Origin of the sequence: Desulfosediminicola flagellatus, from assembly GCF_005116655.2 — a bacterium.
GTDB lineage: Bacteria > Desulfobacterota > Desulfobulbia > Desulfobulbales > Desulfocapsaceae > Desulfopila > Desulfopila flagellata.
Genome location: NZ_CP050698.1, coordinates 5,949,319 through 5,970,184, shown reverse-complemented (window position 1 = coordinate 5,970,184; position 20,866 = coordinate 5,949,319). Strand labels below are relative to the sequence as shown.

Below are 20,866 nucleotides of genomic sequence, written 5' to 3'. Positions count from 1 at the left end.
CTGATGACTGAGATTTCTCCAGTTACGATCGAATCTCCTGCCGGCACTGGTTTCAGTGTCGGCAGCGACCAGCCATTGATGTTGATTGGTGGTCCCTGTGCACTTGAGTCTGAAGACCTGGCCAGAACAGTTGCCACACAAATGAAGGAAATCTGTTCGCGGCTTGGCATCAACTATGTGTTCAAGGCCTCATTTGACAAAGCAAATCGCACCTCAATAACCTCATATCGCGGACCAGGCTTAAAAGATGGTCTTGAGATCCTTGGTCGCCTTCGTGAAGAACTTCAGGTTCCTGTAGTTTCTGATATTCACGAAGTACATCAGGTTGAGGCTGCCTCAAAGGTACTTGATATCATACAGATCCCTGCTTTTCTCTGTCGCCAGACCGACCTGCTCTCGGCTGCTGCTAAGAGCGGAAAGCCGGTAAACGTCAAGAAGGGCCAGTTCGTTTCACCATGGGATATGAAAAACGTGGTGAATAAACTGCGTGAATCCGGCTCCAGCAAAGTGATGCTCGTGGAACGTGGTGCAAGTTTTGGCTACAATAACCTGGTCGTGGATATGCGTTCACTTCCAATTATGCGTTCACTTGGTTGTCCTGTTGTTTTTGATGCTACCCATTCAGTTCAGCTTCCAGGTGGTGCCGGTGGATCATCCAGCGGACAGCGCGAATTTATAGCCCCGCTTACACGCGCTGCAATTGCTGCCGGTATTGACGGGCTGTTTATGGAAATACACCCTGATCCGGATAAGGCACTATGTGACGGCCCTAATTCAATTCCGCTCGACCAGATCGAAGACTTGCTCGTTCAGCTGTTGCGTATTCGTGAGGCTGTGACCGGCCTGATCTGATTAGAATTCCCCGAGGAGGCTGTCCAACAATGCCCTTTTGCCCCAACTCTTCGTTATTTATAAAAAACAATGCTCGTAATATTCAACATATGACTGCGCTTGTTTTTTATAAATGCCTCGATTCGAGACAAAATTGCAATTCTCGAACAACCTCTTAGTCAAACCAATAGACATTATGACAGAACCCTGCACTCCATCCTCCCCTGGTGGTTATCCTTCTGATTGTGAAGTAATGGACGGATACCGCCAGATAGCGCGTGAACGTGGTGAAAAAACGCATCCGGCCGGAGTCAGCGCACTGGTTCTTGAAAAAGCCAAAAACATACGACTTCTGCTGCTTGATGTTGACGGTGTGCTGACTGACGGCACCCTGCACTACTCAAGCAGTGGAGAAGAATTGAAATCATTCAACACTCAGGACGGATTCGGTATCAGCCTACTACACCAGGCAGGTGTCGAAACTGGTATTATCACTGCCAGGAAATCTCCTATGGTTGAGCGTCGCGCCACCGAACTGAAAATGACTCATATTTATCAGGGTGCGCGAAAAAAGAATGAAGCGTTCAAAGAGATCCTTAAAAAAACCGGTTTTAAACCATTTGAGGTTGCCTATATGGGTGATGACTGGCTTGATCTGATCTTGCTTCAACAAGTGGGATTATCCATTACGCCAGCCAATGGAGCTGATGAACTTAAGGACGTTGTACACTACGTAACTTCACGACCGGGCGGGGAAGGAGCTGTCAGGGATGCCTGCACACTGATCCTTAGTGCTCGTAGAGAGTTACAGAAACTTCTTCGGGAATATACTCTCGGATGATGATCAAACGACGAAACCTGATCTGGCTTATACCACTTGGCCTGATAATCACCTTTCCAGTCTGGCGGATACCTATCGGTAACTTCCTCACTCCCCGCGTTTCCTATGACAAAAAAATAACCTCCACGAGAGACCTGGAAGCCCAGAACTTCAACATGGAAACAGTCCGTATCCTTCAAAGTAAGAATGGTAGAATGACAGCTGAGATTCACTCTAAATCGGCCTTCACAACTGAAAAACCTAATGAGTACATTCTTGATCAGGTCAACGCGGACTTATTTAACAACGAAGGTGAAGCAACAAATGTTGTTGCGGAACGTGGCATCTTTAACGGCTCAACACAACACCTCACCCTGATGGACAACGTTGTTATCACCAAACCGGCTGCTGATCAGCACCTCTATACCGACCTCTTCTATTATGATGATGAGACGCGGATGGTGAACTGTCCGGGTAAGACGCGGATAGAGGGTGAAACCATTGAGGTCGTCGGCACCAGTCTCGATTATGACGTTGAACGAGGATACTATGAGATGGGTGGTCGTGTTCTTTGCTTGATAGAAGGCTCCATCTCACCGTGATTTTTGCGCAGATCGCATCTGCGCACATATTACTGCGGCGTATCGCTGTTTCGCTCTTCGCAGTTAAACACTTCGAAACCATCGTCAACAACTCGCCAGCGAACATTAACATTCCACAACAACATACCAAATTCACGCCCGGCGGCACGTTGGCTAGCCGGACGAGGGTCGTTACGTAGTGTCTGAAGCACCAGTTCCCGTAGATCTCGACCTGTAGCCTGCTGATAATAGACTAAAAACTGCTCCACCTCTGGCGAAAATTCCACACGGTTTTGGCCGACCGGCATACGCGCATAACCACAGGTGGCATCTTCAGGACCGTCTGAATAAGGAACATACGGCTTAATATCTACCACAGGGGTTCTATCGAGCAGGTCAACACCTGAAAGTTCAAGGCTTACGCTCCCCTTCTCCACCCGTATCTTTTCAAGACGCACCACCGACATTCCAAGATGATTGGGTCTATGCGGACTACGGCTGGCAAAGAGCCCAACCCGCTTCTGTCCACCAAGCCTCGGCGGTCGCACCGTCGGCTTCCAGCCTTCATTAATAGTCTCGTGAAAGATAAAAATGACCCATATATGAGAAAACGCCTCCAACCCCTTGAACATCTCCTCTCTGTTATACGGAGGGTAAAATTCAAGCTGTCCAACAGCGGCTGTAACGAGGCCCGGCTGCCTGGGGATTCCGAACTTTTCAGTATAGCATGAGCGGATTTCACCAATCGGCTCCATATTGTAACGTTTTGTCATTATATTTTTTGTTTATTTTTGTAAAGTCTTTAGTATTCCAGTCTATCAGCACAGCTTGTCTTCAAGGTGTTCGCCGGTTACATTGAATGAACCGGGGTTATCTTGTAGTACATTTTTCTAATTACTGAGGTTTACCGTATCATGAAGCGCATTGCAGCCTGTATTACGCCCCATGGTTTCGGCCATGCAACCAGAACAATTGCCATACTGGAAGCCCTGCAATCCCGCCACCCATCACTTGAAATCGTACTGTTCACAACAGCTCCCAAACATCTTTTTGAGGAATCACTCAAGAATATAAGCTTCCATCGGGTTGCAACTGATGTGGGGATTGTACAATATGATGCCCTGCGTAATAATATCCCCGGGACTATAGCTGCACTCGACAGCATGCTGCAGTCCTCTCAAATACCTGTAGATCAACTGGCAAAAGCAATGAACGGTTGTGATGCTGTTATTTGTGATATTTCGCCGATGGGAATCCAGGCAGCTGAAATTGCAAAGATCCCGTCCATACTCATTGAAAACTTCACATGGGACTGGATTTACCAAAACTTTGTACCTGAACACCCGGATCTTTTCAGATCAATAAAGACCCTTTCAGAGATATATGGAATGGCAGATTATCATATTCAGGTTACGCCTGTCTGTAAACCAATCAGTACAGCCCCGACAGTTCCTCCAGTTTTTCGCAAACGCCGCCTTCCCACTGCAGACATAAGGAAGTCTTTAGATCTTCGTGATCAGCAACTCATTGTAATCTCCATGGGCGGAATCGACTTTAACATGCCTGCCTGGCATCAAATACGCAATCATTCAAACAACTATTATATTCTCGCCGGACAACCCTCGACCCAAACCATCTCAGATAATTGTCTGGCACTGGGCCGCACCTCGCAATATTATCACCCGGACATCGTTGCTGCAGCTGATCTTGTACTATGCAAAAGCGGATACTCAACAACCGCTGAATGCTACCAGGCTGGAACACGGATATGCTGTATTACCCGACCGGATTTTGCCGAGTCTCAAATCCTGGAAAAATATATACAGAATCAGATGAAAGGCACCCTGTTGTCCGTGGATGATTTTATTCAAGGGCGATGGATTGCCCGCCTTCCTGAAATACTCGCCAATCCCCGTCAACCTCCGGTATATGAAAATGGAGCTGACACCATTGCAGAAATGCTGTTATCAATCTGAATTTACTCAAACCATACTCATAAGAGGTATATTCACTTCAGGATTTTCACATAAAAGCACTGATGAAGACGATATTCCCTGTTTTTACGGTTTGCCTTTTATTGCTGGTGACTGTTACAATATTCAGCTTCAATAGTTTCAGCTTCCCGCAAATAGGTTAATTTTAGCAGCAGGAGATATCTGTGCCGACAATTGCCGGATACACAACAACTGAGAAAATATACGAAAACAGCAACACAGTCGTATATCGGGCTCTACAGAAATCAACCCGGCAAGCCGTTGTCATCAAGCTGGTCAAAGGTGATCGTCCTGACACCGATCGACTTAATCGCCTTCGCCATGAGTATCTCCTCCTGGCTTCTTTTGACTCCAATTACATCATCAAGACACTAGGGCTCGAAAAACACCACAACACCTTGGCGATGGTGCTTGAAGACTTGCAAGGCGAATTCCTCACCCTTGAAGAGGCACTGCAAAGCACTATTTTTGACACTATCGAAATACTGCAGATTGGCATTGAACTGACTCGCGCACTGGAAGAGGTTCACTCCAGAAAAATTATATACAAAGATCTGAACCCTTCCAACATTCTTGTCAGCAACGATAAAAAGCGAATTAAACTCATTGATTTCAATATTGCGACCTCAAGTGATGCTGACGACAATAACGAGTTACAATCATCTCTGCTTGACGGTACCCTGCCGTACATTTCGCCGGAGCAGACAGGACGCCTTAAGGTTGCTGTCGATTACCGTACCGACTTTTATTCCCTTGGGGTGACACTCTTTCAGCTCGCCACCGGATCGCTGCCGTTTGAAACGACAGAACCGGCTGAACTCGTTCATGCTCACCTTGCCCAGACACCTCCTTCTGCCAGCAAACTTAATGCAGATATTCCGGGCCCACTTTCAGCGATCATCAGTAAACTTCTTGAAAAGTCTCCTTCAAATCGATATCAGCACAGTTACGGAGTCATTGCCGACCTGAAACGCTGTCTCCATAGCTTAAGAGAACATGGAACTATCGGTAATTTTGAGCCGGGAGGTGAAGAAACTTTACGAACACTTAACATCTCCAACAGGCTGTATGACAGAGACAATCAACTGGAAGTACTCAGTTCTGGCCTGCATCTGCTAAAAGATGGAGAATCTGTAATATACCTGATTTCGGGTCCATCCGGCGTCGGTAAAAGCTCTCTGGTGCAGAAGTTCAAAAAGCGCTTATCGCGTGAAAAAAACTATTTCCTGCAGAGCAGCTTTGAACCGGTTTCAAGTATAACCCCCTATGCCGCCTTTTCAGTAACGATTCAGCATCTGGTTCGACAAATTCTCTCAGAGGGCAAGGAATCGATTGATCTGTGGAAAAGAAATTTTTTAAAAGCTCTTAATGGAGAAGGTAAGGTTCTTACCGAACTTATCCCGGAGCTAGATCTTATACTTGGCAAACAGGAATCAATCTCTGAACTCAACCCCGTAGAGACTGAACTCCGATTTACCAGGGTTTTTCAGAGCTTCTTTCAAGCTGCCTGTCATGCAGGTCCTCCATTAATCCTTTTTTTCGACGACCTCCACTGGGCTGATCCCGACAGTCTCAAGTTGCTCGATACTTTGCTCGGCTCCGCTGATCTCGGCGGATTCATGTTTATCGCAACTTATCGTGATGAACTGGACGATGGCAAGAACCAGCTTAGCCGATTTATCTATGCACGCGAAAACAGCCACCTCCATCAGACTAAACGTCTCCCTGTTGGTGAACTCAATCTTCAGAATACCAGTCTCCTCCTCGAACAAACACTCAATCTTGAGACTCAAGATATCGCAAGCCTTGCAACAATCTGTCACAAAAAAACAGGAGGAAACCCTTTTTATCTTAAACAATTTCTCTACTCTATAAACAGAGAGTCCCACCTCAGGTATTCGTCTCGGCACAACCGATGGGAATGGGATGAAGAAAAGGTTTCTAATAGCCACCTGACAAAAAACATTGCTGATTTACTGGTTAAGCGAATAGAAGACCTTACCGAATCCACTCGCAATCTTTTAAAGATAGCCTCCTGTATTGGTCATACATTCTCAATTCAGCTGCTCACAAAACTTCTCGGCTACTCTGCAGAAGAGTGCCTCAAAGAATTGCATGATGCCTTGTGTCAGGGCTTTATTCTTAAAAAGCCTATGCCATCCATAGCTGATGAATCCTATTTTCACTTCGCACACGACCAGATATGGCAGGCCATTCATCAGCAGATAAGTAGCGACAATTGCAGGATTGTTCGATACAAGGCCGGAAGAATATTGCTTAACACTGTTGCTACAACACACTACGACAGACAACTCTTTGAAATAGCAAGCCACCTCAACTGCGGTATCGACCAGATAACCGACGAATCGGAAAAAATCCAACTCGCCAAAGTCAACCTGGATGCGGCAAAAAAGGCAAAGCGATCGTCTGATTACACCTCCGCACATAGCTACATACTGCGGGGGCTATCCTGTTTGTCTGATGACTCCTGGCACACTGACAATAGTCTTGCTGTCACCCTACATATTGAGGGATGTGAAACAGCATTTTTGTGCTCAGACTATGATGACGTTGAATTGTACTTCCGAGCGGTTACAAAGTACTCAACCGACGTGGAGGATATTGCAAGAGTCTATCGAACTCGTGTACGTTCTTTGAAAGCTCAGAGCTTGCCTGCCCAGGCTGTTGACTGCTGTCGCGAAATGCTTTTTCGTCTGGGTGTACAAATTCCAGAACAGCCATCCCGACTCCAGATGCTATTATCACTGATGAGAAGCCGGACTCGACTGTTCGGGGTTAGTCAATCCCAGCTACGTAATCTTCCTCAGATGACTGACAGGAAAGCTCTTCTTACCATAGGCTTTCTGCACGATATGGGCACTGCTGCCTACACGGCAAATCCTCACCTTCTACCATTACTGAGTGAACATGCTCTTCGGCTGACTCTACGTTATGGAAACAGCGTTGAATCTTCAGTTACAGGCTACCTGACTCATGGATTACTGCTCTGTGCCTCCTCTGCCAGAAATATTCCGCGCGCTAACCTCTTTGCCAGTACAGCCCTGCAGCTCAGAAAAGATATGGCTGACGAAAAGACGGGAGGGCTGCCCACATATATTTATAACAGTTTCATAGCCCACTGGCAGTCGCACATCCGAACTACACTTCAACCGCTTAAGATTGCTATTCAGGAAGGGCTTAAAAACGGAGATCTTGATACATCAGCCAATGCTGCCTGCTCTCTTTCATTTCGCCACTATTTTCAAGGCAGTAATCTCAGCACCACCCGATCAGAAATAGAACAGCATTTCACTTTAATAGACAGGCTCAATCAACAACTTCAGCTCAACAGGATAAAGGTTATTCGCCAGGCAGTGAATAACCTTACGGAAGAAACCCGCGAACCAGCGATCCTGAAAGGCCAATATTTCGATGAAGATATTCAGCTCTCCGGCTATCTGCAATCAGGTGACAAATCATCATACTGTCTTGCAATGATAATCAAGCTTAGTCATGCTGTGCTGTTTAACAACTACCGCCAGGCTCTGGACTATTCTGATAAGGCAAAAGGATATCTCCCGAGCCTCACCTCTTCTGTTTTTCTGCCTGTCTTTCACTTTTACGACTCACTGGCTCGACTGGCAGAATATGGAAACTTCAACGCTTCAGAAAAAATTGCTTCCAGTTTCATAATCCGTAAAAACCAGAACTTGTTGAAGATATGGGCCCGTTATGCACCGCAAAATTATGAGCACAAATTCAGCCTTGTCGAAGCTGAGCGTGAACGCATTCGCGGCAATTCTGAAAAAGCCATGGAATGGTATGACAAGGCCATTCATCTCGCCAAGGAACACGAATATCTTCAAGAAGAAGCTCTGGCCTATGAATGTGCGGCGAGGTTCTATAATAGTAAAGGAAAAGCACACATAGCACGTCCTTACATGAGGGAGGCCCGCTACTGCTATCAGCGATGGGGTGCTGTATCAAAAGTTAATCATCTTGATGCACAGGAGTGGGTTATTCCTTCAGCACATACCCAAAAGAGCCTGGCTTCCAGTGGAACCATCCCCATGTCAAACACCCTACTTCCCGGTGAGGGCGGTTCCCGGCTTGATATGATGACGGTTATCAAGGCTTCCCGCATTCTCAACAGTGAAATGGTACTTGATGAACTGTTAAAAAAGATGATGCGGATAATGCTTGAAAGTGCAGGTGCCCAGCGCGGATTTCTCATCTTTCGTGATAAGCATGACTGGAAAATAAAGGTGCGAGGGTCTATCTATCGCAGTTCAATCGTCACGCTTACAGATACCCCGATAAGCTCTCAGGATATCGCCTCAGTCGCAATAGTAAATTACGTCACCCACGCAGCTGTAGACGTTGTACTTAACGACGCCTGCAAGGAAGGGCTCTTCACCAACGACTCGTATATTTTACAGAAAAAGCCACGATCGTTGCTCTGTATGCCTATTATTCATCAGGGTGAGATTTTTTGTATCCTCTACCTTGAGAACAACCTTGCCACCGGTGCCTTCCCGCCGGACAGACAGGAGCTCTTGCACCTCCTTGGCACACAAGCTGCAATTTCACTGAAAAATTCACGACTCTTCGAAGAATTGGAGCGTACTGTCACACGAATGAATACTGAAGTAGAGAAAAGAAGAAACACTCAACTCCAGCTACTTCATGCTGAAAAGCTTAGTGCTCTCGGCAGATTATCGGCATCCATCGCCCATGAATTTGGAAATCCGCTTATGGGATTAAAATATCTCATTGACGACTTCCATAAACGGGACGGAATGTCCGGCAGTGACAAACAGCTTCTGGAGCTGGGTCTGGAGGAATGCGAACGAATGAAAAAACTGATCCAGAACCTCCAACGACTCAACAAACCGTCTACCGGAAGACTCACCCGAATAGATATCCACAATCTTATTGACAACGTTTTGCTTTTTCAGAAAAAGCACTTCTCTGCCAACAGGATTCGTTTGAAAAAAGATTACGACCACTCACTCCCTCAGGTCGATGCCATTGTCGACCAGATAACGCAGGTCCTCTTCAATCTCACAATGAACTCTGTGGACGCAATGATAGACGGTGGCGGCCTCTTGACGGTTAAAACGAGAAAAAGCGGTGCTGGAATGGTTATTGAGGTTTCTGATACAGGAACAGGCATTGCCTATGACAACCAGGACCGCATGTTTGAGCCATTCTTTTCAACCAAAACAGAAGAAGATGGCACCGGGCTTGGGCTCTTTATCTCATACGGTATTATTAAGCATCACAAGGGCAATCTGGACTTTATTTCAACCCCAGGTTCAGGCACGACATTCATCATTTCCCTGCCGACAATTACAGAAAATCCTCTGAAAAATGACTTGGAAGTCGAAAAGATCACGGCGGCGACTGACATATAACCTGAAATGCGGGCTATCGACGATTCAGGTTACATTCCGAGGCCTGGGCAATGGCCTGCTCAAGGTACTTAAAGAACTGCTGAGCTGCGCCATCCTGAGGATTATTCTGTAGTTGTAGCTCATACACATCAAAAAGCCTAGTCAGGACCTGCATGGTTTCAATATCTTCCAAAGACCCTACTTTATCCCAGAGGTCGCCAGGAAACTTTTCTTCTTTTGTCATTATTTCTCAAAGCCTCAGAGGGCAAAAATATACAACGCTAAATAGATCGAGAATTGCTATCGTTCGCAGTGCGGGGTCGGGATTGACGGCGGACCATTGACTATCATCTCAGCAATAGTCAGCTTCAGTCGAGGATACATGTGGCGTTTATGCTCAAGAAACTCATCCTCCACCTTGACCAGTTCCATCAGTAAGGGCGTTCGTTCAACGTGGGGAGTTTTAAGGCCGGTTTTTTCACGTTCTTCAACAATATCCTGACAGCGAAAACATCCGGGAAACGGCATAACCTTACCATCCGGGCGACGCATTCGTGCAGGCACACCGTGCGTTCTGCAGACCAGCAGACGATGGGCATAAAGAATACAGAGCCCTTCTTCATTGAGTGGGCACATTACCTGTGGGCGTTCACCCTTATCTTCGGCCTTGCGGCACTCCGCTATATACGTTTCAGCCCAACCTCGAATCTGGTCCTGCTTTTCCTGTGGCATCTGACGTAAACCGTGCCATAGATATGCCCACTCAGCGTACGTGTGATGTTGAAAATAGGAGTCACAGCAGTTATCCGGGCATCCCTCACAACTGAATTCAAGGGCTCTCGCTACATTGCTGTAATCCTTTTCCATCTGCTGGTAAAGCTGTTCCATTTTTTCAGCCAGATGTTCCGGTAATACCAGTTCCTTCATACCTCTTCCTCTGCAAAACTTTGAACAGTATACGTCTGAATTGTTGGGTGGTCTTCCCGCCAGCAATTTTCTGAAAGACCTGCCTTAAGACACAGATGTCCCAAAAAGAGTTCGGCCGTCGGCAACTGCTTCCAGACCTGAGGCAGAAAGGTGGCTCCTCTACTGCCATATTGCAAAATAACACCATCAACGCCCTGTCGCAAAAGGGTAATGAGGTCTTCTGCGTCAACATAGACAAGATCGACAGGAGAAGTCAAAATTGAAATATCTATATGAACATCTTTAAGCTCATCAGCTGTGAGTGGACTGAATCTGGAATCATGAAAAGCAGAACTGAGCGCATTCGTTTTAACACTCTCCCAGAGTGAAACTGTGGGGCTTAGCGATCCTATACATCCACGCAGTTGGCCAGCAATCTTTAAAGTTACAAACGTTGCAGCATTCTCGTTAAAGCAATCATCTTCAGGCTGTTCTATCGCTAATGCCTGATCATGCAATTTTGCATAGATTGTCTGTCTTGCGAGCTCAAGCAGTTTTTTTGCCTGCTTTCTGTCTATTTCACCTGTTATCATTTGTCCCATTCGATGCCCAGCATAAGGCAGTTAATGCCGCTGCCTATACCTAGCAACGCTCCTTTTTGTCCCGGACCAAATCTTCCCTGTTCCATTGCCTGAGCTAAGGTAATCGGTGCTGAGACCGAGCCCACATTGCCGAGTGTGGCAAGTGTCTCAAAGTTTTTAGAAATATCAAGACCAAGAGTGTCAAAAAGCAATCGTGCGTGCGCCGTTCCAACCTGATGACAGTAAAATCCATCAATATCTTCAGCACCCCAGCCAGGCTTTCTCGAAAATTCTCGCCAGGTGTGATTGGCAGTTTCAACTCCCCTGTGGAGAAGCTCTTCGGAATCGGTCGCCATCAGCGTCGAGTTACCGCTTGCCTGATTACCATGACAAAGATTTGAATATCGCGTACTGGCCCGCCAGGCACCATGAACAAGACGTGGTTTTGTCTCGTTTTCAACAGCTCTTCTCATAAACAGGCCCATGGACCCGGACCCTATTGTAAGAGAAGCAAAAGCCGGTTTTATGGTCTTCCTACTCAGGTTTTGATCAGCCACCAGAGTACGAATGGTTGAATCAAGTAGCTCCTCAGCTGTTTCCCCCGAGACCACAAGTCCATTTTTCACCTGCCCTAATTCTATCATATTAGCCAGGGTTATCATACCATCCAGAAATCCGAGACATGCATTGGAGATATCAAAGATCAGACAGGATTCAGGCAGACCGAGAGCGTTGTGAACAAAAGAGGCTGTTGCAGGCTCCATCATATCACGCGATACAGAGGTGAATATCAGACATTCAACCTCGGCGGGATCAATATCACCTGCCTGAAGCACACGCCTGCCCGCTTTTGCAGCGGCTTCACTTGGCCGGGTTCCATCCAGCCAGAGCCTCCGCTCACGGATTCCGCTCATTAGCTCAAGACGGCCTTGCGGCAGTTTTAGACGCTCATAAACCGGAGCTAACCTGTTTTCTATTTCCTCTGAAGTGAGAATTCGGGGAGGGAGTTCATATCCGAAAGTGTCGAGACTTACGTGCGAATAGCTGATCATAGATGATGAGTGGTTACCAAAAAACATTATTTCCTCTGAGAATGCCAGACGGCAGCTTGCGCGAAGTTGCAGCGTATCGGCACCCCAGAGTATTTCCTTGCTACTGACCAGCGGGACATTATACGTGGAGTAGTACTACCATACAAGTAAATTAGCTCAAATGGCCATTTTACCGGTTTTTCGTTCATTCAACCGTCTATTGACAACAATAACCCGGCAAAAAGAAATCTATCTCTGTACATGTTGCAACTTCTCACTAATTTTATCCCTGGTTACAGGTCGCTCTATATAGCCGTCGATACCACTCTCTATGCATTTTTCTTCTTCACCGCCGTTTCCAACACCAATCCCGACAATATATGCATGTCTTCCAGAGTATTCCTCAAGCTTACGAATAACCCTGGCCGCCTCGACTCCATCCATTTGAGGCATTTTGGTATCAAGCAGAATAAGATCAAATCGGTTAAGTGAAGCCTCATACATGGCAGATCTTCCAGTCTCTGCTATTGTCACGTTCCAGCCATTTTCCACCAGTGAACGAACCATCACCTGCTGACTTTCCATATCACTGTCCACAACGAGGGCGGAACTGGTCATATACCTGGACAATATCCCAAGCAGTTGTGACTTTTCAATGGGCTTTGTAAGATAATCATCCATTCCGGCCTGCAGGCACTTTTCCCTGTCACCCTGCATAGCGAGAGCTGTAAGAGCTATAACCGGTGTCGATTTCCTGCCACTCTTCTTCTCTCTTGAACGAAGTTTTCTGGTCGCTTCCAAACCATCCATGACCGGCATCTGAACATCCATCAGAATAAGGTTAAAATCTTCTTCTTTGGTTTTATCCAGTGCCTCCTGGCCATTTTCAACGCATACAACTTCTACGCCGGCGTTAGTAAGCATAGTCTCGGTCAAAACACTGTTAATAGGTTCATCCTCTGCCAGAAGTATTTTTGCCCCCTGCAGTGCATAATACGCAGTTTCAGCCTGTCGTGTTTTGGTAAGCTCGTCTACTTCAATCTTGAAATCAAAATCGGCCACTTCTTTAAATGGAAGAGAGAACCAGAATGTTGATCCCTTTTTGCTTGAAGCCAGTCCCAACTCTCCTCCCATCATTTTCACCAGTTGAGAACAGATTGTAAGCCCTACCCCTACTCCACCTGCAGTTATTCCGCCGGATAAGTCGGTACGGCAAAATGTCTGGAAAATACGCTGCTGCTTCTCAATATCTATGCCTTCTCCTGTATCATCGACTGAGAAGAGTAAAGACAAACGATTATTATCATCATATCCATGATTTGTTACTGAGATAGCAACACCACCTGAATCGGTGTGACGTATGCCATTTGCCACCAGATTGGTCAATACCTGTACCAGTCGTTTAGGGTCACCATAGATGTATTCCGGTACATCCGGCTCAATCTTACAGGTGAGAGAGAGTCCCTTTTGTTCTGCACTCAACTTGAGAAGATACAGATCGTGATCCAGGCTCTCTTTGAGATTGAAATCCTGCTGATCAAGATCTAGCAACCCGGCCTCGATCTTTGCATAATCAAGAACCTCATTGACTACCTCCAGCAAACGGTCCACAGATGTATTAACCATCTCCAGATATTGTTCCTGTTCCCGGCTGAGTTCAGTTTCCATGACAAGACCTGTCATACCGACTATGCCGTTCATGGATGTTCTGATCTCGTGACTCAGATTTTCCAAATACTCACTTTTAACCAGGCTGGCCCTTTCAGCTTTATCCAATGCACCTTCCAGCGATACTATGCGATTTTTCAGTGCACTGTTATTCTTCTGGAGATCAGCTATTTTTGTTTGCAGTTTTTCAATCTCGTTATTCACCAGAGAGTCCCTCTATGTAAATAGTAATAAAGTAGTGATTGTAAATGATAGTGTGGAGTTACTGTCGGCCTGAAAGCCAAACTACTCAGGAGTGTATCCCATTACTGCTGCAACTCCTACGTACAACCTGTCAATGTGCCCTGCATAATCAAACTCTTCATTTGATATTGCTGCCTGCTCAATCTGTCGCGCAACCTGTGCCCAACTCTCTTCTCCCATATTCAGGAGCAATCCTTTCAGATTGTGAGCAGCCCGTGCTAACGGCTGACAGGTGTCATCCTTCAGTAAAGCCTCTCTGGCTGCTGACAATGTCACCTCAAGAGAAAGCTGTGAACTCTGGATCATCAACTCAACCTGAGCTTCATCAAGCGTATACGTGGTCCTGAAATGCTCGCGCAGAACCGGAATGGTTACAGGCGGAGGATTGGAATATGAAATAGTCTTTTTCATTCAATTCCAGTCTGCAAGGTTGAGAGATGTTTCTTACTCTCTTACCCCTAATATATTGAGTAGGTTCCCGCAACTATAAACACCTACAATTAGACAGGGTACATGCTTTTCCTGCGACCTTTTTTTACAGATCACAGGAAAAAAGGTGGAAAGAGGTCGACTATATTTAACCGAATAAGGCTAACACCTCGGTTGAGAATGCTGTGTATGACTCTGAGACAATTACCCGGCCACAAGACCTAGATCAACAAGATGTTTCAACAACTTTTCCCGATCCAGCGGTTTTGTCAGATACGCTTCGCATTGTCCCTGACGAAACGCTTTCATGATATTTTTTGAGTCATCCACAGCCGTAATCATGATGACCTTCGTCGCATCAATCCCCATTATTCCGATTGTTTCTTCAATCTTGCGAATCTCCTGCAGGGCTTGCTGACCATCCATAACAGGCATCATGATATCCAGGCAAATCAGATCATACGGATTTTTCTCTTCAAAACCTCGCACCACTGCGGCAAGGGCCTCTTCCCCGTTTACCGCCACATGACACACCCCGTATTCTGCAAGAACTGTGGTCAGCAGAGAGCGGGCGAGAAAATCATCTTCGACAATGAGGGTTTTCATAGATCCATCCTTTTCAGAAAAAAATAATCATACGAATAAAGATATCATGAACCCGTAAATGAGAAAAAGGTCTGCCCTGCATTTTCATACTCGTGTACCGGACTTTCGCCAGCTCAGCTAGCTCTTCTTTCTCATCTCCCAGCACAGGTGAATTTTCTGGTTTCTTTCAAAATCAAAAGAAATTGTCGAACGTGTAATATCAGTCGTCTGATACTTCTCGCTGAGTTGTGGATCCAGCTTGAACCTTCTGAAGTTTGTAGAAAATATCAGTAAACCGTCTTCACTTAAACGAGCCATAGCCAACTCCAGCAGCTTATGATGGTCCCGCTGAATATCGAACACGCGTCGCTCTTTCTTGGTGTTGGAAAATGTCGGAGGATCAACAAATATCAGATCATATATTCCAGTATCTTCCTGAAGCCACTGCATGCAATCAGCACTCACGACCCGGTTTTTCTTGCCAGTTGCAAAACCGTTGAGCGCCAGATTCATCTTTGCCCAGTCAGTATATGTTTTAGACAGATCAACTGTTGTTGTGGTAGCTGCACCGCCTGTTGCTGCCTGCACGGTGGCTGTACCCGTGTATCCAAAGAGATTCAAAAACCGTTTTCCATACGCTTTCTGGTGAATCATCTCTCTTACCGGCCGGTGATCAAGAAAAACCCCGGTATCAAGATAATCGGTGAAATTTGCAAGGAAGAAACACTTCCCCTCACGCACTTCATGCATTTTTCTTCGAGTTGATTTTTTCTGATATTGTTTTTTCCCACGCTGTATTTCACGCGTCTTGATAAAAACCCTGTCCGCCCTGATGCCAAAAATCTCCCTGACAGATCTCAATACGGTCTGAAATCGTGCAGAAGCAATTTTGGGTTCAACAGTCTGTGGTGGCGCATATTCCTGAACATGTACCCACTTTTCGTATATGTCGATACTCACATTGTAATCTGGAAGATCACGATCGTAGACACGAAAGCAACTCACTTCATTTTTTCTTGCCGCCTTAAGGGACTTTTTGAGATTTTTTCGAAAGCGGTTCTTGAAATCGACACCATCACCCTCAACCGGGGTATCCGTTACCTGCCATGTAAAATCCTGCTCTTCGTCCTTTTTCACAACACATTGCAAGACTCTACATTGCAGAGAACCGTTATACAGCCGATGCTTATCTTCCCACTGAACAGTAAAACTATCTGTAAGTTCAGGGTTTGAGATGAATACTGCCAGCTTCCATCCTGCAAAATGAGATTTAGCTATTCTTCCAAGTGCGCGGTAAAGCTGGGCAACCTGTTCAGTCTCTGAAAGGCGCTCCCCAAAGGGAAGGTTTGAAAGAAGCGTTCCGACACCTTCTTTGGGCTGCAGGTATGCCAGTTCTGCCTTTTCAATACGAATCCTGTCATCCAGGCCCGCTTTCATCACGTTGTTTCTCGCAGCCCGAACAGCCTGCGCATCTGCATCATATCCGATAATTACCGGCCATTCTTTTTCATTACCCGCATCCTCCCGTGCAAGAGCTTCATTCACAAGAGTGTCCCAAAGTGATTTCTGATGTTGCTTCCAACCAGTAAATCCAAAGTAATTCCGAGACAGACCAGGAGCAATATCACCATACATCAGAGCTGCTTCAATAAGTAAAGTGCCCGATCCGCACATTGGGTCGACAAGTGGGGTGGATTGATCACAATTTGCGTTCCAACCGCTCAACTGTACAATTGCCGCAGCGAGGTTTTCTTTTAACGGTGCCAGACTCTTTTCAACCCTGTAGCCACGTTTATGAAGAGCATCTCCGGAAAGATCGATAGCAAAAATTGCCATATCTCCCTTTACGAGAAGATTTATCCGAACCCCTGCACGCTCGATATCCACAGAAGGCCGTTCACCATATTGATCACGGAACTGATCAACAATAGCGTCCTTAACCTTTAATCCCGCGAATCGGCTATGGTTTATAACCGCATCTGCAGTCACAGTTGCATCAATTGCAAACGTGGTGGATACGTCCATGTGTTCACTCCAGTTAACCTCAAGAGCCGCCTGATAGAGCGACTCTTCATCGGTTACTGTGCACGTTTTCACCTGTAGGAGAATTCTCGAAGCAAACCTTGACCAGAGGCAGGCCCTGTAACCACTCTCGAGATTCCCCTCCCAGCTGACAACGCCTCGTCCTTCTTCAAACTTATCACCACCAAACGTTTCAATTTCTCCAGCCACCAGAGTTTCAGTTCCGGCGCCACAGGTTGCTGCAAAAGTGTATCTGCTATTCATTAACGGACTCTCCGAGATGTCGTTTGTATTCATATCATGCATCTTTTAAATTGTTTTTACTGTCGTCCTGAACCCTGTCTTCAATATCAATCAGTTCCAGGTTAAGAGCATCGACAGAGAGTAGAATTTCATGAAGTGAAATCCCAAGAGAAGCCAGAAAAAGTACAAGTGCTCCGGCAAAAAGGACCTTTCCCATCATCATCCAGCCAGCAAAAAGGACAAAAATAGAAAAAATACAAAGAAAAAGTCCTGCCACAGCACACGCCTGCATATTTCGAATAAGTACAACCCGTCGTTTCAAGCTGACAATTTGTTTATAGATTATTGCATCCGAGCGTGTCTGATATCTATCATGCAGGTTTCGTATTCTGGCCCCAATAGCAAGAAATCTGCTTGTGTAGGCAACCAGGAGAAAGGCCACTGCAGGAAAAAGCAGGGCGGGAGTGGTGAGCGTTATTTCCATGAATTTAATTGGTTAGAGTGTTTAATCGTACAGCTCCTGACAGTGTCTCGAGCGGTTGTTGTTTTTATTGTGTACAGCATTAAAATTACGCGCTGTCCTATTATGCCTCTGATGTCTAATTCTGCTCGCCCTTTTCACTTCCTGACCTCGTTACTCCTTCTGTTACATGGCGCTGCTATGCTCCATCAGTCACGCCTTGCAGGAAGAGAAAAAGCTTCACATTTTTACGACACCTGACACAGGACATGACACGTGTACATTGTAAAGAGTATCACCTATCCGCAACTTCTATTATGACAATTGGAAATCACAGGTTATCCCTACAAAATAACTTGACCTCAATGCCATTGCGGCTAGAATGAATTAGCTAAATTCCCAGATGCATTTCATTTTTCTATACCACTCACAAGCATTACAGGAGGCATCATGAAAACGAAGAGCACCACCCTTCTACTCACTGCAATTACTGGATCCCTCATCCTGTTGCTTGGCAGCGGATGTGGCAAAAAAACCGTTATGCCACCGGAAACCACCATGGACGGAGGTGCAGATGCAGGTACGCCAATCAGCTACCCTGCAGCTGAAGGTGGTGGCTACTCTGAAGAAAGTCTTCCTATTGAAGGCAGTCTTGATGACACATCAACAGCCACTTCAGTCACCGCAGCGGAAGGAATGGCTGAACCCACTGAAGAGTATAAAAAGCTTTATGGTCGCTCCACTCGAGGCCTCTCCCCTATTTACTTTAACTTCGACCAGGCAACTATCCGACCGGATATGGTTGCGAAAATGGAAAGTAATTCTGAATATATTCGCCAGATTCCGAACGCCTATGTTGTCATAGAAGGAAACACCGACGACAGGGGAACCAACGAGTATAATATAGCACTTGCAGAGCGACGTGCCCAAAATACCAAGCAGTACCTTGTTGACCTGGGAACTGATCCTGCTAGAGTTCGAACCGTTTCTTATGGTGAGGAAAAACCACTCTTTTTTGGACAGGACGAAATTTCATATTCCCAAAACAGACGCGCAGACTTTATTATCGAATAAAAAACAGACCCCTGATTTGTATAAAAGCCAGGGGTCTGTTTCCTTGTCAGCAGCGGGAAATATTTAGGATTAAACCCTTTTTACTCAAATCGTCGTTATTGTCGAAAGATTACTGCTCGCAATATACAGTGTATAGATTTACCTGAGTTTACAAAATTCTTTAATTTGAAGAAAAAAAGCTCAAGCCGAAAAACTCCTAGCCTTAATCGTTTCCAGCACTTTCCTGCTAACATCTTCAATGCTCAACTCTGTTGTATCTATCGCTATAGCATCTTCTGCCCGCTTTAAAGGAGCGAGTGCCCTTTCACTGTCATTCTTATCCCGCTCAAGAGTTAACTTCAGAATCTGATCAAAATCTGCAGATTCTCCTTTTTCATTAAGCTGCAAGACCCTGCGGCGAGCCCTCTCCTCCGGATTAGCTTCAAGGAAAAATTTATACATAGCCATAGGGAAAACAACAGTTCCGGTATCACGGCCTTCTGCGACTATTTTTCCATGCTTTCCTATTTCCTGTTGCATGGACGTCAGCTTAGATCGAACAGCACCGAGTTTTGACACAGCCGATGCCGCCATGGACATTTCCGGTGTTCGGATTTGCCGGCTCACATCTTTACCTGAAACAATGACCTCTACATCGCTATTTTCATCCCTGGCCGGTAACAACTTCAGCACCAGCGAGTCGAGCGACTGTGCCACACGGGCCTCATCATCAAAAATGATTCCAAGCTCTTGCAGATAATACGCTACCCCCCGGTACATTGCTCCAGTGTCGAGGTATGTAAAACCGAGTGCTGCAGCTACCTTCCTGCTGATGGTCGATTTACCAACACCTGACGGGCCATCAATTGTGACTATGTTGTGTTTATCAGACATATTCAAGTTCTTTCAGACATTCAGAAAACGCGTTTAGAAAACGTGCATTTTCTTCATCAGTTCCAATAGTTATTCTAATGCATTGTGGGAATCCGTATGCCCTCATAGAACGAACAATTACCCCTTTATAGAGCATCGCGTTATACAAAGCGTCTGCATCTCCACCCACATCAATCAGGAAAAAATTGGTCTCAGAAGGATAACTTTTGCAACCGAGTTCTTCAACTCCGCGCATTAAAATGTTTCGACCGGTGATGGTTTTCTTAATGGTCTGATCAAAAAACGCTGTATCCTCGAGGGCTGCAAGAGCTGCAACCTGAGCAAGGCTGTTCATGTTGAACGGTTGACGCACCTTATGCAGACAATCAGCAATCTCTTTTGCCATCAAACCAAATCCAACACGCAAACCGGATAATCCGTATGCTTTAGAAAAGGTCCGCAACGAAACGACCGGACAACGTCCATCACTGTTTTTTATCAGCGAATAGATATCTACCTGATAACTCATATCCATGAAATCCACATAGGCTTCATCAAGCACAACAATCACATGCTCAGGCATTGCACTGAGGAATGTATATAAATCGGCAGGATTTATATATGTGCCGGTAGGATTGTTCGGATTATCAAGGAATACAAGCCTGGTCCTGGCTGTTACAGATGCAAGAATAGCCTGAAGATCATGCCTCATCCCCTTTAACGGCAGCACCAGATTCTTTCCACCACGTACCTGGACAAATTTCTGATACATCAAAAAAGAAGGGTGAGAGGTGATAACTTCATCATCCACCCCTACAAATGCTTTCACCAGAAATTCAATTACCTCATTTGAGCCACTGCCCAAAACAATTTCCTGGGCTGACATACCAAAATGTTTGGCGATAGCCTGAGTAAGGTAGTAACTCGACCCGTCCGGGTACCTGTTGAGGCTGCCGAGTGCATCCTGTATGGCTGCGATTGCCTTGGGTGAAGGCCCCCACGGATTCTCATTTGATGCAAGCTTAATTGAATTTTTAACCCCGTACTCCCGCTCAAGTTCGTCTAACGGTTTTCCTGGCGGATATGGAGTTATGGCCTGTATATTTTCAGGAATTTGAAGTTTCAACAGATTTCTCCCAATATGTGTCAT

At 45.8% G+C, this 20,866-nt stretch carries 18 protein-coding genes; 6 read left to right on the top strand and 12 right to left on the bottom strand.

Annotation, left to right across the window (positions count from 1 at the left end; genetic code table 11):
• The first annotated feature begins 3 nt into the window (after positions 1 to 3).
• The 3 genes from kdsA (at position 4) to lptC (ending at position 2,253) form a co-directional block, all read left to right on the top strand.
• A complete protein-coding gene (gene kdsA / locus FCL46_RS24790; protein WP_136809168.1) occupies positions 4 to 852 on the top strand; it encodes a 3-deoxy-8-phosphooctulonate synthase in 849 nt (282 codons plus the stop codon).
• Positions 853 to 1,027: 175 nt separating this feature from the next.
• Entirely contained in the window at positions 1,028 to 1,672 is a 645-nt protein-coding gene (locus FCL46_RS24785) for a KdsC family phosphatase (RefSeq protein ID WP_228723278.1), read from the top strand.
• Positions 1,669 to 2,253 carry an LPS export ABC transporter periplasmic protein LptC gene (gene lptC / locus FCL46_RS24780; RefSeq protein ID WP_136809166.1) on the top strand — a complete coding sequence of 195 codons (585 nt, stop codon included), beginning with the start codon at positions 1,669 to 1,671 and terminating at the stop codon, positions 2,251 to 2,253. Before FCL46_RS24785 ends, lptC begins: the two co-directional genes overlap by 4 nt.
• Before the next feature lie 29 nt (positions 2,254 to 2,282).
• Here lptC and tsaA read toward each other — a convergent pair whose 3' ends face one another.
• The gene (gene tsaA / locus FCL46_RS24775) at positions 2,283 to 3,005 is read right to left on the bottom strand and encodes a tRNA (N6-threonylcarbamoyladenosine(37)-N6)-methyltransferase TrmO (RefSeq protein WP_136809165.1); all 723 of its coding nucleotides are present in this window, start codon (positions 3,003 to 3,005) and stop codon (positions 2,283 to 2,285) included.
• Between the two features lie 141 nt (positions 3,006 to 3,146).
• Between tsaA and FCL46_RS24770 the strand changes: the two genes are divergently transcribed.
• Entirely contained in the window at positions 3,147 to 4,208 is a 1,062-nt protein-coding gene (locus tag FCL46_RS24770; protein ID WP_136809164.1) for a hypothetical protein, read from the top strand.
• Between the two features lie 182 nt (positions 4,209 to 4,390).
• Positions 4,391 to 9,643, top strand: coding sequence for a trifunctional serine/threonine-protein kinase/ATP-binding protein/sensor histidine kinase (locus tag FCL46_RS24765; protein WP_136809163.1), 5,253 nt, complete (start codon positions 4,391 to 4,393; stop codon positions 9,641 to 9,643).
• Between the two features lie 13 nt (positions 9,644 to 9,656).
• On the opposite strand, the gene FCL46_RS24760 is transcribed toward FCL46_RS24765, so the two are convergent.
• The 9 genes from FCL46_RS24760 to FCL46_RS24720 form a co-directional block, all read right to left on the bottom strand.
• Positions 9,657 to 9,866, bottom strand: coding sequence for a hypothetical protein (locus FCL46_RS24760; protein WP_136809162.1), 210 nt, complete (start codon positions 9,864 to 9,866; stop codon positions 9,657 to 9,659).
• A gap of 56 nt (positions 9,867 to 9,922) precedes the next feature.
• Complete coding sequence (locus FCL46_RS24755; RefSeq protein WP_136809161.1) at positions 9,923 to 10,549, bottom strand: hypothetical protein; 627 nt, start codon at positions 10,547 to 10,549, stop codon at positions 9,923 to 9,925.
• The gene (amrA, locus tag FCL46_RS24750) at positions 10,546 to 11,130 is read right to left on the bottom strand and encodes an AmmeMemoRadiSam system protein A (RefSeq protein WP_136809160.1); all 585 of its coding nucleotides are present in this window, start codon (positions 11,128 to 11,130) and stop codon (positions 10,546 to 10,548) included. Before amrA ends, FCL46_RS24755 begins: the two co-directional genes overlap by 4 nt.
• The gene (locus FCL46_RS24745) at positions 11,118 to 12,188 is read right to left on the bottom strand and encodes a 3-oxoacyl-ACP synthase III (RefSeq protein ID WP_228723277.1); all 1,071 of its coding nucleotides are present in this window, start codon (positions 12,186 to 12,188) and stop codon (positions 11,118 to 11,120) included. Before FCL46_RS24745 ends, amrA begins: the two co-directional genes overlap by 13 nt.
• 201 nt (positions 12,189 to 12,389) lie before the next feature.
• Positions 12,390 to 14,012 (bottom strand): response regulator, encoded by a 1,623-nt coding sequence (locus FCL46_RS24740; RefSeq protein ID WP_136809159.1) that lies wholly within the window; start codon positions 14,010 to 14,012, stop codon positions 12,390 to 12,392.
• 81 nt (positions 14,013 to 14,093) lie between these two features.
• Complete coding sequence (locus FCL46_RS24735; RefSeq protein ID WP_136809158.1) at positions 14,094 to 14,462, bottom strand: Hpt domain-containing protein; 369 nt, start codon at positions 14,460 to 14,462, stop codon at positions 14,094 to 14,096.
• Between the two features lie 222 nt (positions 14,463 to 14,684).
• On the bottom strand, positions 14,685 to 15,086 hold the full coding sequence (locus tag FCL46_RS24730; protein ID WP_136809157.1) for a response regulator: 402 nt from the start codon (positions 15,084 to 15,086) through the stop codon (positions 14,685 to 14,687).
• Positions 15,087 to 15,203: 117 nt separating this feature from the next.
• Complete coding sequence (gene rlmKL, locus FCL46_RS24725) at positions 15,204 to 17,384, bottom strand: bifunctional 23S rRNA (guanine(2069)-N(7))-methyltransferase RlmK/23S rRNA (guanine(2445)-N(2))-methyltransferase RlmL (RefSeq protein ID WP_136809156.1); 2,181 nt, start codon at positions 17,382 to 17,384, stop codon at positions 15,204 to 15,206.
• 1 nt (position 17,385) lies between these two features.
• Complete coding sequence (locus tag FCL46_RS24720; RefSeq protein WP_136809155.1) at positions 17,386 to 17,814, bottom strand: DUF2721 domain-containing protein; 429 nt, start codon at positions 17,812 to 17,814, stop codon at positions 17,386 to 17,388.
• A 426-nt stretch (positions 17,815 to 18,240) separates the two neighbouring features.
• Between FCL46_RS24720 and FCL46_RS24715 the strand changes: the two genes are divergently transcribed.
• Positions 18,241 to 18,864, top strand: a complete 624-nt coding sequence (locus tag FCL46_RS24715; RefSeq protein ID WP_136809154.1) for an OmpA family protein — start codon at positions 18,241 to 18,243, stop codon at positions 18,862 to 18,864.
• Between the two features lie 180 nt (positions 18,865 to 19,044).
• On the opposite strand, the gene cmk is transcribed toward FCL46_RS24715, so the two are convergent.
• Together cmk and hisC are read right to left on the bottom strand one after the other, a co-directional pair.
• On the bottom strand, positions 19,045 to 19,737 hold the full coding sequence (gene cmk / locus FCL46_RS24710) for a (d)CMP kinase (protein WP_136809153.1): 693 nt from the start codon (positions 19,735 to 19,737) through the stop codon (positions 19,045 to 19,047).
• Positions 19,730 to 20,842, bottom strand: coding sequence for a histidinol-phosphate transaminase (gene hisC, locus FCL46_RS24705; protein ID WP_217909516.1), 1,113 nt, complete (start codon positions 20,840 to 20,842; stop codon positions 19,730 to 19,732). The genes cmk and hisC overlap by 8 nt, the downstream gene beginning before the upstream one ends.
• Positions 20,843 to 20,866: the final 24 nt, after the last annotated feature.

What these genes read in the sequence shown, in the direction of transcription:
- lptC (WP_136809166.1), top strand. Translation starts at nt 1,669, where the DNA reads ATGATGATCAAACGACGAAACCTGATCTGGCTTATACCACTTGGCCTG.
- FCL46_RS24720 (WP_136809155.1), bottom strand. Translation starts at nt 17,814, where the DNA reads ATGGAAATAACGCTCACCACTCCCGCCCTGCTTTTTCCTGCAGTGGCC.
- FCL46_RS24715 (WP_136809154.1), top strand. Translation starts at nt 18,241, where the DNA reads ATGAAAACGAAGAGCACCACCCTTCTACTCACTGCAATTACTGGATCC.
- kdsA (WP_136809168.1), top strand. Translation starts at nt 4, where the DNA reads ATGACTGAGATTTCTCCAGTTACGATCGAATCTCCTGCCGGCACTGGT.
- FCL46_RS24745 (WP_228723277.1), bottom strand. Translation starts at nt 12,188, where the DNA reads ATGTTTTTTGGTAACCACTCATCATCTATGATCAGCTATTCGCACGTA.
- FCL46_RS24770 (WP_136809164.1), top strand. Translation starts at nt 3,147, where the DNA reads ATGAAGCGCATTGCAGCCTGTATTACGCCCCATGGTTTCGGCCATGCA.
- FCL46_RS24755 (WP_136809161.1), bottom strand. Translation starts at nt 10,549, where the DNA reads ATGAAGGAACTGGTATTACCGGAACATCTGGCTGAAAAAATGGAACAG.
- cmk (WP_136809153.1), bottom strand. Translation starts at nt 19,737, where the DNA reads ATGTCTGATAAACACAACATAGTCACAATTGATGGCCCGTCAGGTGTT.
- amrA (WP_136809160.1), bottom strand. Translation starts at nt 11,130, where the DNA reads ATGGGACAAATGATAACAGGTGAAATAGACAGAAAGCAGGCAAAAAAA.
- FCL46_RS24785 (WP_228723278.1), top strand. Translation starts at nt 1,028, where the DNA reads ATGACAGAACCCTGCACTCCATCCTCCCCTGGTGGTTATCCTTCTGAT.
- FCL46_RS24735 (WP_136809158.1), bottom strand. Translation starts at nt 14,462, where the DNA reads ATGAAAAAGACTATTTCATATTCCAATCCTCCGCCTGTAACCATTCCG.
- FCL46_RS24760 (WP_136809162.1), bottom strand. Translation starts at nt 9,866, where the DNA reads ATGACAAAAGAAGAAAAGTTTCCTGGCGACCTCTGGGATAAAGTAGGG.
- FCL46_RS24730 (WP_136809157.1), bottom strand. Translation starts at nt 15,086, where the DNA reads ATGAAAACCCTCATTGTCGAAGATGATTTTCTCGCCCGCTCTCTGCTG.
- rlmKL (WP_136809156.1), bottom strand. Translation starts at nt 17,384, where the DNA reads ATGAATACAAACGACATCTCGGAGAGTCCGTTAATGAATAGCAGATAC.
- tsaA (WP_136809165.1), bottom strand. Translation starts at nt 3,005, where the DNA reads ATGACAAAACGTTACAATATGGAGCCGATTGGTGAAATCCGCTCATGC.